General features: G+C 39.0%; 17 protein-coding genes. 11 read left to right on the forward strand and 6 right to left on the reverse strand.

Features of this window, described 5'->3' with window-relative positions; translation table 11 throughout:
- Position 1 precedes the first annotated feature (1 nt).
- On the forward strand, positions 2-568 hold the full coding sequence (gene thpR / locus ACFFGV_RS01510; RefSeq protein ID WP_377344803.1) for an RNA 2',3'-cyclic phosphodiesterase: 567 nt from the start codon (positions 2-4) through the stop codon (positions 566-568).
- A complete protein-coding gene (locus ACFFGV_RS01515) occupies positions 569-1,432 on the forward strand; it encodes a nuclease-related domain-containing protein (RefSeq protein ID WP_377344804.1) in 864 nt (287 codons plus the stop codon). It abuts the gene before it with no gap.
- On the opposite strand, the gene ACFFGV_RS01520 is transcribed toward ACFFGV_RS01515, so the two are convergent.
- Positions 1,419-2,426 (reverse strand): EAL domain-containing protein, encoded by a 1,008-nt coding sequence (locus ACFFGV_RS01520; RefSeq protein WP_377344805.1) that lies wholly within the window; start codon positions 2,424-2,426, stop codon positions 1,419-1,421. The genes ACFFGV_RS01515 and ACFFGV_RS01520 overlap by 14 nt on opposite strands.
- A gap of 233 nt (positions 2,427-2,659) precedes the next feature.
- Between ACFFGV_RS01520 and ACFFGV_RS01525 the strand changes: the two genes are divergently transcribed.
- Positions 2,660-3,595: a diacylglycerol/lipid kinase family protein gene (locus ACFFGV_RS01525; protein ID WP_377345835.1), complete on the forward strand. Its 936-nt coding sequence runs from the start codon at positions 2,660-2,662 to the stop codon at positions 3,593-3,595.
- Positions 3,596-3,820: 225 nt separating this feature from the next.
- On the forward strand, positions 3,821-4,624 hold the full coding sequence (locus ACFFGV_RS01530) for a phosphotransferase (RefSeq protein ID WP_377345836.1): 804 nt from the start codon (positions 3,821-3,823) through the stop codon (positions 4,622-4,624).
- Here the strand turns inward: ACFFGV_RS01530 and ACFFGV_RS01535 are convergent.
- Positions 4,614-4,895 carry a YtzH-like family protein gene (locus ACFFGV_RS01535; protein WP_377344806.1) on the reverse strand — a complete coding sequence of 94 codons (282 nt, stop codon included), beginning with the start codon at positions 4,893-4,895 and terminating at the stop codon, positions 4,614-4,616. The two genes, ACFFGV_RS01530 and ACFFGV_RS01535, sit on opposite strands and share 11 nt — an antisense overlap.
- 177 nt (positions 4,896-5,072) lie before the next feature.
- Complete coding sequence (locus ACFFGV_RS01540) at positions 5,073-5,234, reverse strand: hypothetical protein (RefSeq protein ID WP_377344807.1); 162 nt, start codon at positions 5,232-5,234, stop codon at positions 5,073-5,075.
- A 660-nt stretch (positions 5,235-5,894) separates the two neighbouring features.
- Between ACFFGV_RS01540 and trmB the strand changes: the two genes are divergently transcribed.
- Both trmB and ACFFGV_RS01550 read left to right on the forward strand, forming a co-directional pair.
- The gene (trmB, locus tag ACFFGV_RS01545) at positions 5,895-6,539 is read left to right on the forward strand and encodes a tRNA (guanosine(46)-N7)-methyltransferase TrmB (protein ID WP_377344808.1); all 645 of its coding nucleotides are present in this window, start codon (positions 5,895-5,897) and stop codon (positions 6,537-6,539) included.
- Between the two features lie 75 nt (positions 6,540-6,614).
- The gene (locus tag ACFFGV_RS01550) at positions 6,615-7,463 is read left to right on the forward strand and encodes a YtnP family quorum-quenching lactonase (RefSeq protein WP_377344809.1); all 849 of its coding nucleotides are present in this window, start codon (positions 6,615-6,617) and stop codon (positions 7,461-7,463) included.
- A 38-nt stretch (positions 7,464-7,501) separates the two neighbouring features.
- Here the strand turns inward: ACFFGV_RS01550 and ACFFGV_RS01555 are convergent, their stop codons facing one another.
- Positions 7,502-7,816: a PepSY domain-containing protein gene (locus tag ACFFGV_RS01555; RefSeq protein WP_377344810.1), complete on the reverse strand. Its 315-nt coding sequence runs from the start codon at positions 7,814-7,816 to the stop codon at positions 7,502-7,504.
- A 144-nt stretch (positions 7,817-7,960) separates the two neighbouring features.
- Between ACFFGV_RS01555 and ACFFGV_RS01560 the strand changes: the two genes are divergently transcribed.
- Together ACFFGV_RS01560 and ACFFGV_RS01565 are read left to right on the forward strand one after the other, a co-directional pair.
- Positions 7,961-9,028 (forward strand): M42 family metallopeptidase, encoded by a 1,068-nt coding sequence (locus ACFFGV_RS01560; RefSeq protein WP_377344811.1) that lies wholly within the window; start codon positions 7,961-7,963, stop codon positions 9,026-9,028.
- Between the two features lie 87 nt (positions 9,029-9,115).
- A complete protein-coding gene (locus ACFFGV_RS01565; RefSeq protein WP_377344812.1) occupies positions 9,116-9,628 on the forward strand; it encodes a DUF84 family protein in 513 nt (170 codons plus the stop codon).
- A gap of 41 nt (positions 9,629-9,669) precedes the next feature.
- Here the strand turns inward: ACFFGV_RS01565 and ACFFGV_RS01570 are convergent, their stop codons facing one another.
- Positions 9,670-10,110 carry a YtoQ family protein gene (locus ACFFGV_RS01570; RefSeq protein WP_377344813.1) on the reverse strand — a complete coding sequence of 147 codons (441 nt, stop codon included), beginning with the start codon at positions 10,108-10,110 and terminating at the stop codon, positions 9,670-9,672.
- Between the two features lie 168 nt (positions 10,111-10,278).
- On the opposite strand from ACFFGV_RS01570, the gene ACFFGV_RS01575 reads away from it, so the two are divergent.
- The gene (locus ACFFGV_RS01575; RefSeq protein ID WP_377344814.1) at positions 10,279-10,833 is read left to right on the forward strand and encodes a hypothetical protein; all 555 of its coding nucleotides are present in this window, start codon (positions 10,279-10,281) and stop codon (positions 10,831-10,833) included.
- Positions 10,834-10,868: 35 nt separating this feature from the next.
- Here ACFFGV_RS01575 and ACFFGV_RS01580 read toward each other — a convergent pair whose 3' ends face one another.
- A complete protein-coding gene (locus ACFFGV_RS01580; RefSeq protein WP_377344815.1) occupies positions 10,869-12,944 on the reverse strand; it encodes a methyl-accepting chemotaxis protein in 2,076 nt (691 codons plus the stop codon).
- 263 nt (positions 12,945-13,207) lie between these two features.
- On the opposite strand from ACFFGV_RS01580, the gene ACFFGV_RS01585 reads away from it, so the two are divergent.
- Both ACFFGV_RS01585 and ACFFGV_RS01590 read left to right on the forward strand, forming a co-directional pair.
- Entirely contained in the window at positions 13,208-14,242 is a 1,035-nt protein-coding gene (locus ACFFGV_RS01585) for a PTS sugar transporter subunit IIC (protein WP_377344816.1), read from the forward strand.
- 14 nt (positions 14,243-14,256) lie between these two features.
- Positions 14,257-14,574 (forward strand): thioredoxin family protein, encoded by a 318-nt coding sequence (locus ACFFGV_RS01590; protein ID WP_377344817.1) that lies wholly within the window; start codon positions 14,257-14,259, stop codon positions 14,572-14,574.
- The last annotated feature ends 153 nt before the right edge of the window (positions 14,575-14,727 follow it).

Here is a 14,727-nt window from a genome sequence, read left to right on the forward strand (position 1 = left end):
AATGTCACATCCGCATTATTTTATTGGAATTCCTATTGGGGAACAGCTGAAGAGAACATTAGCAGACCTCCAGAATACTGTGCAGCAAGAGGTTGAATATAAAACATGGACTCATGAAGAGGATTTTCATGTCACTCTAGCTTTTCTAGGTAGTGTATCAGAGGAGAGGATGGAAAGTTTACAGAATGCTCTCCGACGGTGTACAGACCTCCAAGCATTTACAGTGAACGTGGAAGGAATCGGCACCTTTGGCCATCCTGCTAAGCCGAGGGTTATGTGGGCAGGGGTAGAAAGAAATCAACCATTAGTAGAATTGCAACAACATATAAGTGACGTGACAGAAGAGCAGGGATTCACTAAAGATAAAAGACCGTACAAACCTCATATTACGTTAGCAAAAAAATGGAATAGTAGTGCTGCTCTTTCCACCCAAATAGAGCAAATGGCTCCTTCCTCCATAGGACAACTAGTAGTAAATACTTTTTGTATATTTAAAATACACCCACAGAACAGCCCGAAATATGAAATTATAGAAACGGTAACCTTGAAAGGGGAGGGGGAGAAGTAAATGGCACAGCTACTCAAAGTTCAAGATTATATCTCACGCTACGGCACAGATCCTTATCGCTATCCCGGACGTTTTATGCAATTAAAGCACCAAAACTGGAAGCGGATTAAGCATGTATGGGACGAATTGAAGGAAAAAGGCGTAACAGGTAATGACGTGGAGGAGGGAATACAATCCTTCGTTTTTCAAAAAGGAATACCTGCTGATGAAACTGAATTAAAACAGTACTTTCTCGATGGATTATTGCCTTTTCAACTGAAATGGGCTTCCAGAACTCTAAGAGAGAAATCTTTTCTGGACCGTTCTTACTATGAACAGGATAGTTTATTACGGTATTTTATTCAGCGGTTTCCCGATACCTACCTACTAATGTATGAACCTATATTTCGCATTAAGAACGCTCCCATAGAATTGGATCATATGCTAATACATCCCCAAGGTATTTATTGCATTGTGTACCTTGATTTTCAAGATGAAGCCATCACACTATTACCTGAAAATCAAAGAACCTGGTTTCAGGACAAAGAAATGGTTCAGAGTCGGATGTTGAGTCCACTCGTATCTCTACAGCGATCTACTAAAATTATTAAAAGTATTCTACATAATCAAGAAATTGACTTTCCCGTTAGACAGATAGTTCTTGCCCCAAATCACACGATTTCCTTCCACTATGAGCCGTACCTTACGGAATACGTGGGAAAGGAACAATATGAACAGTGGTTTGAGCGAATGAGGTCCTTTCAATCTCCTATTAAATCTACTCAGCTGAAAGCAGTTGCTGCGCTACTAGAGCATACACAGACAACGGCTGTAAGAAGGCCGGAGTGGGAAGAAGAAGAGCAGGATGCTTTTATGAATGAATAAACTTATGGACAGGCTTTGGGGAAGGCTTACCAATATAATACCCTTGCCCATAATCAATACCTGCCTGCTGAAGCCATTCATATTCTTCTCTTGTTTCAATTCCTTCAGCAAGAAGCAGTAAATCTAGTTGCTTGGTCGTTTGGATGATTTGTTTGAGAAAGGCTTGATTTTGTTCACTCTCATGACAATTTCGTATGTAATCGCGATCAATCTTTACAATGTCAGGAGTTAACAATTGCAGAACGTCTAAGGTACTATATCCGCTGCCTACATCATCTAAAGCAACATGCATACCAGATTGCTGATATACTTCAAGAATATTTTTTAAATGTTTTATGTTCGTAATTTCTTCCGTTTCAACTACTTCAAATACTAGGTCGGCAGGGTCAACATGGTACTGATTAATTATGTGAAAAGTGTGCTGCAGACAATATTCCGGAACGTAAATGGTAGAAGGGAGAAAATTAATAAAGCATTTTTGCCCAGCTGGAATATAGGCTGCCTTCTTTTTAACTGCTTCTTCTCTTGCCTTTTGATCAAGCATAGAATGCAAACCGGCACGTTGAGCAAAAGAAAACAATTCAGCTGGGGAAACATTCTTGTTGTCAGTTCTTAATAGTGCTTCATACCCAAAAATGGATTCCTTCTGCAAATTCACGATTGGCTGCAGGTATGAAGTGAAAGCACTTTCTTGAATAATTTCTGTAAAAAGAGGATACTTCAATCTTTCCCACAAATGTTGTAACCGTATAGGCAGTGATGGGGTATTGTATTCATTCAGTATCTGTACTGTTTGGTGAAATGATTCATTTTCCTTCCAAATATCCAGCATATGTATTAGGTCTTCTCTAGAATGGAAAGGAAATTTCAGCATTGTTTTATTAGTAGTTTCAATCTTATCAGCATTTTTCCATTTACATTCAGACGTATCAACTAGGATGTAACCTGTTGCTGGTATTGGTGCAAAAGTCCCGCAATGCTTACATGGTTCCACGATATATATCACTCCAATATGTCTAGTGTACTACATGAATATAATTATTTTACTAGTATCTGTCAAACTTCAATGATGGGATACTGTCAGAGTTATATATAGCCGTTGATAAAAATGAATGGAAAGGACACATACGAATGGTTACGTGCCAATCGCGCTAACGAACACAATGTATAAATCATAGATGGTCAAATTAATTTCATCTATGATGGAAGGAGCTGTATGGAGTAGTGATGTATATTCTAGTAGTAAATCCTGCCGCAGGAGCCGGAAAAGGACTTCGTGTATACGAATCTATTAAGGCTACGTCCTTATTTCAACAAACAGACTGCGTAACTTATTTTACATCCTATCCAGGACATGCAGAAGAAATAGCTCGTGATGCAGTTGAACTGTCCGATTCGACCATATCATGCTTCATTGTTATTGGTGGAGATGGCACTCTTCACGAAGTATGGAACGGATTACAGCAATATCCTCATATGAGATTAGGGTTTATTCCTGCTGGATCAGGTAATGATTTTGCTAGAGGTATTTCTACCATGCAAGAGGAACGGAAGCTTTTTCAGGACATAATAACAAACCCTAACTATGTGTATTATTGGGGGGGTACCTATAAAACGGATAAGGCATCAATAACGCCCCACAGGTTGTTTGCTAATAGTATTGGCTTCGGTTTTGATGGTGAAATAGTAAAAAAAGCTCATTCTGCACGATATAGACAGTGGCTTCATAAATGGAAATTAGGGTCACTTGTCTATGTCATCGCTTTGCTGCATACTGTCCTCTCCTACCGTCCAAAAACATTGGAGCTAACTATTGATGGACAAAGTAAACAATATGAAAACGTGTGGATGGTTACAGTTGGAGTTCATGGATTTTATGGAGGGGGAATGAAAATTATCCCAGAAGCCAGAATGAACTCAAAGCACCTGTCTATGATAATCATTCACAATATTTCTAAATGGAAGGTGCTGTTTCTTTTCTTGACTGTATTTCGGGGGAGTCATACAGCTTTTAAAGAAGTAGAGATTGTTGATGTTTCTACTGTGGCATTAAGTAGTGAAGAGGAGATAGCTTATCAGGTAGATGGACAATATGGATGCTGTAAGAGGTGTGAGGTCCATAAAACAGAGCATGCCCGACCTGTGTTTCAATATAAAAAATAGAAGCTTAGACTTGAATTCAACCTATAAAATGCGTTAATCTATTGTCGTGACTCTAAAATGACAGGCATTGTATAGGTGTCTTTAGTCTTAGGGATATAATCATATATAAATCATACAATATACTAATATTTGATGTACTTCGAATAGAAATAAGGTATACTAAAATATACCTTAGGCTATTATTGAATAATCCTACAAAGATTTGAGGAATTGAAGGTGAATTGGTTGGAACAAATACTCGGACAAGATTGGACAATTACACCGGCAGGCGGATCGACGGGGGAAGCTTATTATGCTCAACGTGATAGCAAGCGCCTTTTCTTAAAACGAAATTCCTCTCCTTTTTTAGCAGTGTTGTCTGCGGAAGGAATCGTTCCTAAGCTAGTTTGGACGAAAAGGATGGAAAATGGGGATGTTATTACTGCTCAACAATGGTTAGAAGGTAGAGAATTATCCCCTGAGGAAATCAAGCACCCACGAGTAGCCCAACTGTTAAGTAAGATTCACCATTCTTCTGAGCTATTAGACTTGTTAATGAGGTTGGGAAAAAGACCTTTAGATCCCGAGAATATATTACAGGAACTGAAAAATAATGAACAGAACGCCAGTTTCATTAATACCCAGATCGAAATTCATCAAGCTGTCCGGTATTTAGAAAACCAATTACCCTATGTACAAAACCAGAAGAAGGTTGTTTGTCATTGTGATATGAACCATAATAATTGGCTTTTAACGAATTCTGGACAATTGTATTTAATTGATTGGGATAATGCTATGGTGGCGGACCCTGCCATGGATCTTGGTATGATATTGCATTGGTACATTCCAAGAGAGGAATGGGATGTGTGGTTGGAAACTTATGGAGTCGAGTTTGATGAACAGTTATTAGTACGAATGCATTGGTATATTATTGCTCAAACAGTATCATTCATTCAATGGCATAAACACCGTAAAGAAGAAAACCAAGCCGCTCGCTGGCTGGAAGATTTAAAGCGGCTCATGGTGAAATTGGGAATTATTAATATTTAATATTTTGTATGGACGCAGCCCATTCTGTTAATTGGTCCTGGTTTGAAGTAATGTGCTCATTCAAGTCAGAAGTTGATTCTGCTTGTAAACTATATTCGTATATAGCAGGAAGAATTTTTAACACGTTCTCATCACTAATGTTTTTACGGGAAAGCAAAGAGCGGGCAATACGTTGAATTTGCTGGCATTCCGATAAAGTGCCACAGCAATCCTCTGATTGCTCACTTACTAAATCATATAATAACGATACTTGGTCTTTAGCAGATAACATGACAATACCCCCCTTCACTTGGTACCATTAGTTTTTCACTGAAAAACATGAATTATGTAAAACCTTTTGAATGTTTCAGAGCATTGTATTCCTTTATTGTAAAAGGTATAACCATAAAAGAAGCACTCCTATTAGATATGGAGTGCTTCTTTGCGTATATATGATTTTGTTCGACAATTAGGATTTGTGTGGTGTTGGGGCGTAATGCAGCTGTTTAGCTTGAACATCTTTATTCCATCTTGTGTACAGTCTTTCGAAAGGATATACACATACTGCGTATGCTGTAAATAGTAGAGCAAAGATAATAACAATAAGCAGTTCAAACGCTTTTTGTGCCATCGTATGACCTCCTGTAGTTTAGCGATGTTATCCGTTCATAAGCATAACTCAGTAAGCGCTTCCACTCCAAATTTTCTTCTTAGAATGACTCTTTTAAAGTATAATATTGATATTTATAGAAAAAAGAACTTCCATGATACTGGAAGTTATGTTTGGTGTAATTGTCTTATTAATCTAACGCACCCGATGGTTTAAGTGTAATGGTTCACACATATTATAGTTTTACTGTTTATTTGGCTTCAAGTTCTTTAATTCTTTTTTCCAGTTTTTCTACTTTCGAAAATGCAAACAATGCAATGCTTGCAGCACCTGCGGCAAGAGAAAACGCCAAAATTAACATAATGTCCATACCCGTATCACCTCGTACACATAAAATTTAGTCTTCCAACATCCTTATTGAATTCTACTGCACCGTTAGTTGCATAAAGAAATAACCTTTATACATTAAACTAAGATAATTTAAGTTTACCATATGTGTATATTTTTGGAATTGAATATTCTTTTAATTCACCATCCCCCTTTTATATAGCGTAACCAAATATCATTGCAGGTTTTATCAAAGTCTTTGTTAAGAATACATTGCAATGTAAAGGGGACTTCTTTAGTTTTTTTATAATTCATGATAAGGTATCAAATGATGAATAAAAGGAGGAGACTGTCATGCGATTAAGGCAAAACAAGCCATGGGCAGATGATTATATAAAGGAAAACCATCACATTATAATAGACGAGCCATTTGTTAATAAGGGAAAGTGGAAAGAGGCTTTTGGTAATGACCAACCACTTCATATAGAAATAGGATCTGGCAAAGGGAAATTCATCCAAGGGATGGCCGAGCAATTTCCAGAGGTAAGCTTTGTTGGTATGGAACGAGTGAAAGCAGTTATCGTTATGGCCCTGAAAAAAGTAAAAGAACACGAGCTTCCTAATGCACGATTACTGCATGAAAATGCCAATGATGTTAGAGAGATGTTTGAGGAAAATGAGGTAGATCAAATTTACTTGAATTTTTCTGACCCTTGGCCTAAAAATCGGCATGAAAAGCGACGTTTAACCTATCATACCTTTCTTGAACAATATCAGTCCATTTTAAAACCAGAAGGCAGGCTGGTTATGAAAACAGATAATCGTCACCTTTTTGAGTATTCTTTAGTTAGCTTTTCTCAGTTTGGATGTGTATTGGAGGAAGTGACGATGGATTTGCATAGTCTTGATGATGAGACAAATGTTATGACAGAATACGAAGAGAAATTTTCAGAGCAGGGGTATCCTATATACCGCTGTGTAGTTCGTTTCCCTTCCTAATATTCCAGTAGTGTTACCGTTTTCAAACCTTTCTTATTTTATGCTAAACTTAAGTAAGATAAGGAGGAGATTGGAATGGATACACTTAATTTTGGACGGGCAGTCTTGACTTGGTTACAAGGTGGAGTGACCCATTTAGATGGTGGAGCGATGTTTGGTGTAGTGCCGAAACCGCTATGGTCAAAAAAATATCCAGTTAATGATAATAATCAAATTGAACTTAGAACAGATCCCATATTAATACAATTGGATGGGAAAAAGCTCTTAATTGATACAGGAATCGGAAAAGGGAAGCTTTCAGAAAAACAAAAGAGAAACTTTGGAGCTTTAGAAGAATCGACTATACACGATTCTTTACATGCATTAGGTCTTACTGCATTAGATATCGATTATGTGCTTATGACGCATCTTCATTTTGATCATGCCTGTGGATTGACGGAGTGGCAAAATGGAGAGCTGCAACCGGTATTCCCAAAGGCAACAATTATTGTGAATGAAATAGAATGGCAGGAAATGAAAGATCCTAATATTCGCTCTGCTAATACGTATTGGGAAGAAAATTGGCGGCCCATAGAGCAGGATGTGAAAACATTTCAAGATCAAGTGGAGGTAGTACCTGGGGTGGAGATGATTCATACAGGCGGTCATAGCAACGGTCATTCTATCATTCGGATGGAAATGGATAATGATATTCTCCTCCATATGGCAGATATTATGCCAACTCATGCCCATCAGCATAAGCTTTGGGTGCTGGCATATGATGATTATCCTGTAACATCTGTTCACGCTAAGGAAAAATGGATGGAATATGGTTACCATAAGCAGGCGTGGTACACTTTTTATCATGATGCCCATTTCAGAGCTCTTCGGTTTAATGAAGAAGGGGAGCCAATAAATAAAATAGAGCGAAACACATCATCTTAAAAAATAAAAATCCGCACGGTGTGCGGATTTTTATGCTGCTATGCTACTACATTTACATCAAGTACAGTGCCAGAATGAGCATCAATTAAAAATTCATATTGCTTTGTTTCACCGTCCACTGAACGGGATACCCCACCACGGTACACAGTGTACGGGAGATCATCTTTATTTAGTTCCTCTGTTTTCATATGAATCCAGGATCCGCTGATAGGACCTTGTCGTTTAAAGGATTCTTTCGCAAACTTTAATGCTTTTTCTGGGGAGAGCTGCTGATGGTCGTTAAATTGCTTGGCAACTGCGTATCCAACTACGGCGCCAACACCAACTGCAGCTACGGATTTCTTCCAGCTCATGTTTGTACACCTCTCCTTATTTTAGATCTTATAGATAGTATATCTAAAATAACATAAAATAGAAAATAATATCCTGTCTTTGTGGCAAGGATTGAGAACATTCGATAAAATAAAGGAAAGTATTACATACATTGGAGTGATTTGGTGAACGAAGATACATTAAGTTTATTCAAACAATTAACAGAATTACAAGGTGCTCCTGGTAATGAACATGCTGTGCGCCAATTTATGAAGACGGAACTAAACAAATATGCAGATGAAATAGTCCAGGACCGTCTTGGAGGAGTATTTGGGGTGAAAAAGGGAAAAGGTCCAAAAGTAATGGTTGCAGGCCATATGGATGAAGTAGGCTTTATGGTGACGCAAATTACGAAAAATGGTATGATTCGTTTTCAAACCCTTGGGGGCTGGTGGAGCCAGGTCCTGCTAGCACAGCGAGTACAGATTATGACAGAGAACGGTCCTGTCATAGGGGTTATCGGTTCTATTCCTCCTCACAATCTTACTCCAGAACAGCGCAAGAAGCCGATGGAAATAAAGAACATGATGATTGACATTGGGGCAGATGATGAAGAGGATGCAAAACAGATCGGGATTCGACCAGGACAGCAAATTGTGCCAGTCTCTCCATTTACTCCTATGGCAAATGATAAGAAAATTTTAGCCAAAGCATGGGATAATCGGTATGGATGCGGTCTTTCTATAGAGCTGTTACAGGAGCTTCAAGGAGAAACTATTCCCAACCAATTGTATTCAGGTGCTACTGTACAGGAGGAAGTAGGGTTGCGTGGAGCGCAAACAGCTGCTAATATGATTCAACCTGACATTTTTTATGCGCTGGATGCTTCTCCTGCTAACGACATGTCTGGCAATGATAAGGAATTCGGTCAGATTGGCAAAGGAGCATTACTTCGTATTTTTGATAAGACGATGGTAACGCATCGGGGTATTAGGGAATTTATTTTAGATACTGCAGAAACAAATGATATTCCGTACCAGTATTTTATTTCACAAGGTGGAACGGATGCCGGTCGTGTTCATACCTCTAATGAGGGGGTTCCGTCAGCAGTAGTTGGTATTTGTTCAAGATATATTCATACATCTGCTTCGATTATTCACATCGATGATTACGCTGCTGCTAAAGAACTAATTACGAAATTAGTTAAAACAACAGATCAAAATGTCGTGGATCAAATAAAAGAGAATGGATAAGGACAAGAAGGGGTCTTATCCTCGATAAAGTATTTACACCTTCTATCGAAACAACAGGTAAGTGCCAGTCCTAGAAAGGATGAGACCATGAAAATCGTAGTAGGATCTACTAATCCTGCCAAGGTCAACGCAGTAAAGAAACATTTTACAGAAGAAGAAATATTAGGCATGGAAGTGGGGTCAAAGGTTTCTTCGCAGCCATATTCGGATGAGGAAACATACGAAGGAGCTATTAACCGTGCTAGAGAGTGTGCCAATAGCGCAAAAGGATGCATGGGTATCGGCCTCGAAGGTGGCGTAATGGAATTAGAAAATGAGCTCTATCTTTGTAACTGGGGAGTTCTTGTCGATGCAGAAGAAAATACTTTTACGGCAAGCGGAGCACGTATTCCCCTGCCGGAGGAAATTGCCAAGGAGTTGGAAAAGGGAAGAGAACTTGGTGATGTCATGGATGCCTTTGCGGAACGAGAAGGGATTCGTCTGAATGAAGGTGCCATTGGCATTTTTACGAACAATCTTGTGTCCCGCATGGATATGTTTGAGCATGTTGTTTTATTGTTAAAGGGACAATATGAGTTCTTTCATCAACAAAGAAAATAAGGTCGAAAAAGTACCGCCGGGAAATAGGCGGTACTTTTTCGTTATTCATACATATAGGAGAGAATGTCTAATGCCTGATCAATGGTTTCTACTGTAACAGTTGCTTTATTAGATAACTCCTTCAAAGGATGGTGAAGGGAGACGGGGCGAATGAGAATAGTCGGTTTTCCAGCAGCCATTGCTGTACTGAGATCCATCGCTGTATTCCATTGCTTATAGTTTTCTCCAAAAAGTCCGATGACAATGTCAGATTTCCCCAACCAAATTTGCGTACGTAAGTTATTGATACTTGATGCAGCGTCATCTCTTAGAACCTTATTTGGCTGCTCCCCTAGTATATCCTCTCCAACAGAATCTGAACGGTCATGATTTTCTTGTGGTCCAACGAACTGGATAGTAAGTTCTCTGTCCTTTGCCTTGTTCTTAACCTCATCTCTCCAGTCATCATGAATTTGGCCAGCTAAATAAACTGTTAATTCCATATGTTATCCTCCTATTTCCAATTGTTAGCAGTACCTGTATTCATCTTAGCATAATTCATAGATTCTATAAGGAACTTTCCTAATCCATATATTCATAGTAGCCTATTCTATGGTATAACTAGTATAGAATTATTCATACTAGATCGTGTATTCAAGGAGAGAGACTTTGTGAAGGAATTTCAGCCTAAATGGGTACTACTGGGGTTATGTGGCATTGCAGTCATTATTGTTATCGTTATGATGTTCACGGGTTTATTTACAACAGAGAAAAAGGCTATAGAGAAGGCAACTGGTGCAGCGAAACAGGAAGTTAAACGTGAGGATGTAAAGGTAAATAAAGAGCTTGATGATATATCCTTGTATCTACCAGAAAAAATGGCCGTTATATCTGAGGAATCGAATAATCTGATTTTACAAGAAGATGATCAAAAGTATATCCTCTTTTATAATCCCTTCGAAAAACAAACAAACGATACATTTTATCTATCTGCCAAAGAGGCTAAGGATATCCGTTCAATTTCTTCCTTTGAATTGAAGGATAGATTCGGATATATTCGTATTATTGCGTTGGATGATAATGCTTATGAGCTGCAAGTTGGAGTTGGTGGAGCGAAAATGACTACAGAAACAACAAAACGAGCTATGGAAGAAGATGCTCGCGATATGATGAAGATGGTTCGTTCGATACAATATACAGCTAATCAAACCAGCTCGTCCTCTTAAAGAACCCCCTGACGCATTTTCGTCAGGGGGATTCTTTACTCATCCTCTAAAACATTCTGGTCGTATGAGACAGCGGCTTCCTCCATTACGCTAGGTGAGATAGTTTCTTGAACAGCTTCATCTCCTGTCTCCTCCTCTTGTAAAATGAATTGTGTAACCTCCTCCTCCAATTCCTGTGCCAGCAGCTGAAGCTCCACAGCAGACTTACTAACTAAAGTAATGGAGCTTGTCTGGTTTTCAGAGGATGCGGCTACCTCCTCAGCAGTAGCAACAGATTCCTCCGAAATAACACTGATATCCTGCAATAAATCTTTCAGGCTTTGATTGTAGCCACTTACATGAGAGATGGATTGATTAACATCACCAATGTGGGAGGACATAGTAGTTACTTGAGCTACAATGCGTTCAAAAGCAGATTTGGTTTGCTCTACAGAATGGAATTGTTGTATCTCATACGTGTTAAAATTCTCTGCTTCAGAGGATAATGTGCTCATTTGTTCAGACATGGAACGCACTAATGCGTAAATTTCTTTAGCTTCTTGTTTAGAACGTTCTGCCAGCTTTCTAACTTCTTCTGCTACTACAGCAAAACCTCGCCCAGCATCCCCTGCTCTTGCTGCTTCAATGGAGGCATTGAGTGCAAGCAGATTTGTACTGTCTGCAATTTCCTCAATGGTTCCAACAATGTTGTTAATTTGCTTGGAGTGTTCATTTGCCTCTTTCACCTGACTCGTAAGATGAGAGGCCAGCGTAATGAAGTGTTGTGTCGACTCCTCTAAAGAGTGCACTGTTTCAATCCCTTTTTTGCCTTCTTGATCAGCATTACGTAAGGAGTGGGAAATATCTTCTGTTTTTTCTTCTGATTGATGAATGGCATCAGATACCTTTGCAATTAATCTCGTACTTTCTTCAATCTGTGTCGCCTGTTCTTGAGAGCCAATAGCCACTTGGTGTATAGCAGCGCTTACTTCCTCAGCCTGTGATGAGGTCTCACGAGAAACAGATGTCAGGTGGGAAGAAGATTGACCTAGAACAGAGGAAGCATCTGTTACTTTTAATAAAGAGTGTTGCATCTTGTCCGCCATATTGTTAAAGGTTTGGGCTAATGTGGCCATTTCATCCCTCGTCTGAATAGAAACCCTGTGGGTAAGATTCCCATTGCCGATAATTTCTGCACCATTTTGTAAGGAATGTATAGAGCGGATAATGGACCTAATTAGATAAACGCCTGATGAAAGCATGAGAGCAACAGCTATGACACTAATAATGATTAATGCCATTCTTAAATTTGTAGCGGTTTCATTTTGTTCTTTGTTCAAGTCTTCCTGAATGGAAACAGCATCGGAAGAAACTTGATTCACTAAACTATCTACCCCAGAAGCAATCGAAATGAATTCCTCTCTCAACCCTTCAGCCTGGTCTTTTGTGTTGTTAATCGATTTCAATGTTTGATTATACTTCAGAAATTGAGAATTAATAGCATCTAACTCTTGACGGGACAGGGAAGTTTCTTCTGCCACCGATTGAAAGTTTTTAGCTTGTACTTCAAATGCTTCCCATTCCTCTGTAGAGCCAGCTTCCAAATACTCTTCTTCCGCCATTTTCATCATTAGAAAGGCTTCAGTGAGCCGAGCATCCTTCGCCTTTTGAACATAGGTGACAAATGATTTGTATGCCTTATCTACATTTTGATACATGCCTTCCTCGTCGGTAAAACCAATTAAGCTATACATATTTACCAAGGGATCAACTTGTTCTAAGTACTGGGAAGCGGTTTTCTCAATGGATTGGAATAATCCAGAAACATTATCGGCTGATTGGTATTCCTTAGCATATGTACCTGCCATTTGAATAACTTCCTCAATGGAATGTTTCATGTCCTGTCCATTCTCTTCGGATGGATCATAGAAAAACGCATCTCTGCTATTTTTTACTTCGGTCATTGCAAATCGTATGTTTTCGCTTTTCATTCGAACTTCCTCAGCATCTTTAACAGCTTTCGTCATGGTTTGTTGCTGCTGAAAGAAGTAAAAAGAAAAGGAAATAAGAATAACCAGACTAATTAAACTAATACCAACAAGAAGCCGAACTCTATTTCTTATTGAGTGCACAATGTTTCCTCCTTTATGTTAGGGTGACTTTGTATCCCCATAAAGAGAATATTTCTCTCTTAGTAGAGGGTTAATAGAACCGTTGTCTAGTCTAGAACATGGATATTGGCTATCATCTAGGAAAGAAAGACTAGTATAGTTCTTATTTCGGACTTTTCAGAAATTTGTTAATACAAAAATGTATATTTCTAATATAATTGTGTTTCCTGAGGGAATACGGTAGGATAATAACGTTAATAAGAGAAAAATCAAGGAGGTACATAATGGGCACATTTTCCTCGTTTTTAGAAAGGAAAGGGGTAACTCTTTCTTTTAAAACATATTTTATAACCGCCTTAAGTTATATGGCACTTGGTCTATTTTCTTCTTTAATTATTGGTCTGATTATTAAGACGGTTGGAGATGAGTTAGGGTTTGAACCGCTTACTCAAATGGGGAGCTTTGCCATGCAGCCAGAGATTTGGGGAGGAGCGATTGGTGTTGCAATTGCCTACGGCCTAAATGCTCCACCATTAGTAGTGTTTGCAGCACTATTTAGTGGTGCTTTCAGTGCGACTGTTGGAGGTGGTCCAGCAGGAAGCTATATAGCTGCATTACTTTCTGTAGAAGTAGGGAAGATGGTAAGTAAGGAGACGAAGGTGGATATTCTCTTAACACCCTTTACCACCATTCTAGTAGGGTTTTTAGTAGGGATTACTGTAAGCCCATCTGTTAATGCATTTATGACGGGCTTCGGTGATGTAGTTATATGGGCTACAGAGCAACAGCCGTTTGTTATGGGAATCATTGTTGCTGTACTAATGGGCTGGGCGTTAACTGCCCCGATTTCTAGTGTGGCTATTGCTATTATGATTGATTTAGAAGGAGTAGCGGCTGGTGCGGCAACAGTAGGATGTGCAGCACAAATGATTGGCTTTGCCGTTATGAGTTATCGAGAGAATGGTGTTGGCGGTTTGTTGGCGCAAGGAATAGGAACTTCAATGCTTCAAGTTGCTAATATTGTAAGGAAGCCTCTTCTTATTCTTCCTCCCACAATAGCTGGAGCGATTCTAGCGCCATTTGCTTCCCTCGGAGTCTTAGGCGAGGTTATGGTGAACAATGACTCTGGTGCTGGTATGGGCACAAGCGGTTTTGTCGGCCAGATTATGACATTTCAAACAATGGGCTTTACTCAAAGTGTTATTGTGTCAGTAGTAATATTGCACATTGTTGGTCCAGCAGTAATAACTTTGATATTATCAGAATGGTTTAGAAGAAAGAAATGGATCCAGTACGAAGACTTACGGATAGATTATTGAGGAGGTCTATGATTATGAAGAAACTAGAATCTATGGAGCAATATGAGCAATTAGTGAACAACGGTAAAACAGTACTGATGTTCTCTGCAAATTGGTGTCCGGATTGTCGAGTTATCGAACCATTCCTGCCAGAAGTAGAGGAGAAATATAAAGATTTCACATTTATATATGTGGATCGAGATGAATTCATTGATTTATGCGCAGACCTTGGTGTTTTTGGTATCCCTAGTTTCGTTGCCTTTAACCATGGAGAGGAAGTAGGGCGATTTGTAAGTAAAGACCGTAAAACACAAGATGAGATTGAGAATTTCCTTACCAAGGTTACAACATAAGCACTTTCTTGTAGGTCCTGGTACTATTATGTGTACCAGGATTATGTGTTTACATTGCTATTTTCCCCATTGGGAGGGAATCTTTTTATCTAGAGAATTTCATGCTAAAATAAGGAGCAGATTGTTTCCTTCAATCATAAAAGGAGGAAGAAC

Source organism: Pontibacillus salicampi (assembly GCF_042434395.1).
In the GTDB taxonomy this organism is placed as follows: domain Bacteria; phylum Bacillota; class Bacilli; order Bacillales; family BH030062; genus Pontibacillus; species Pontibacillus salicampi.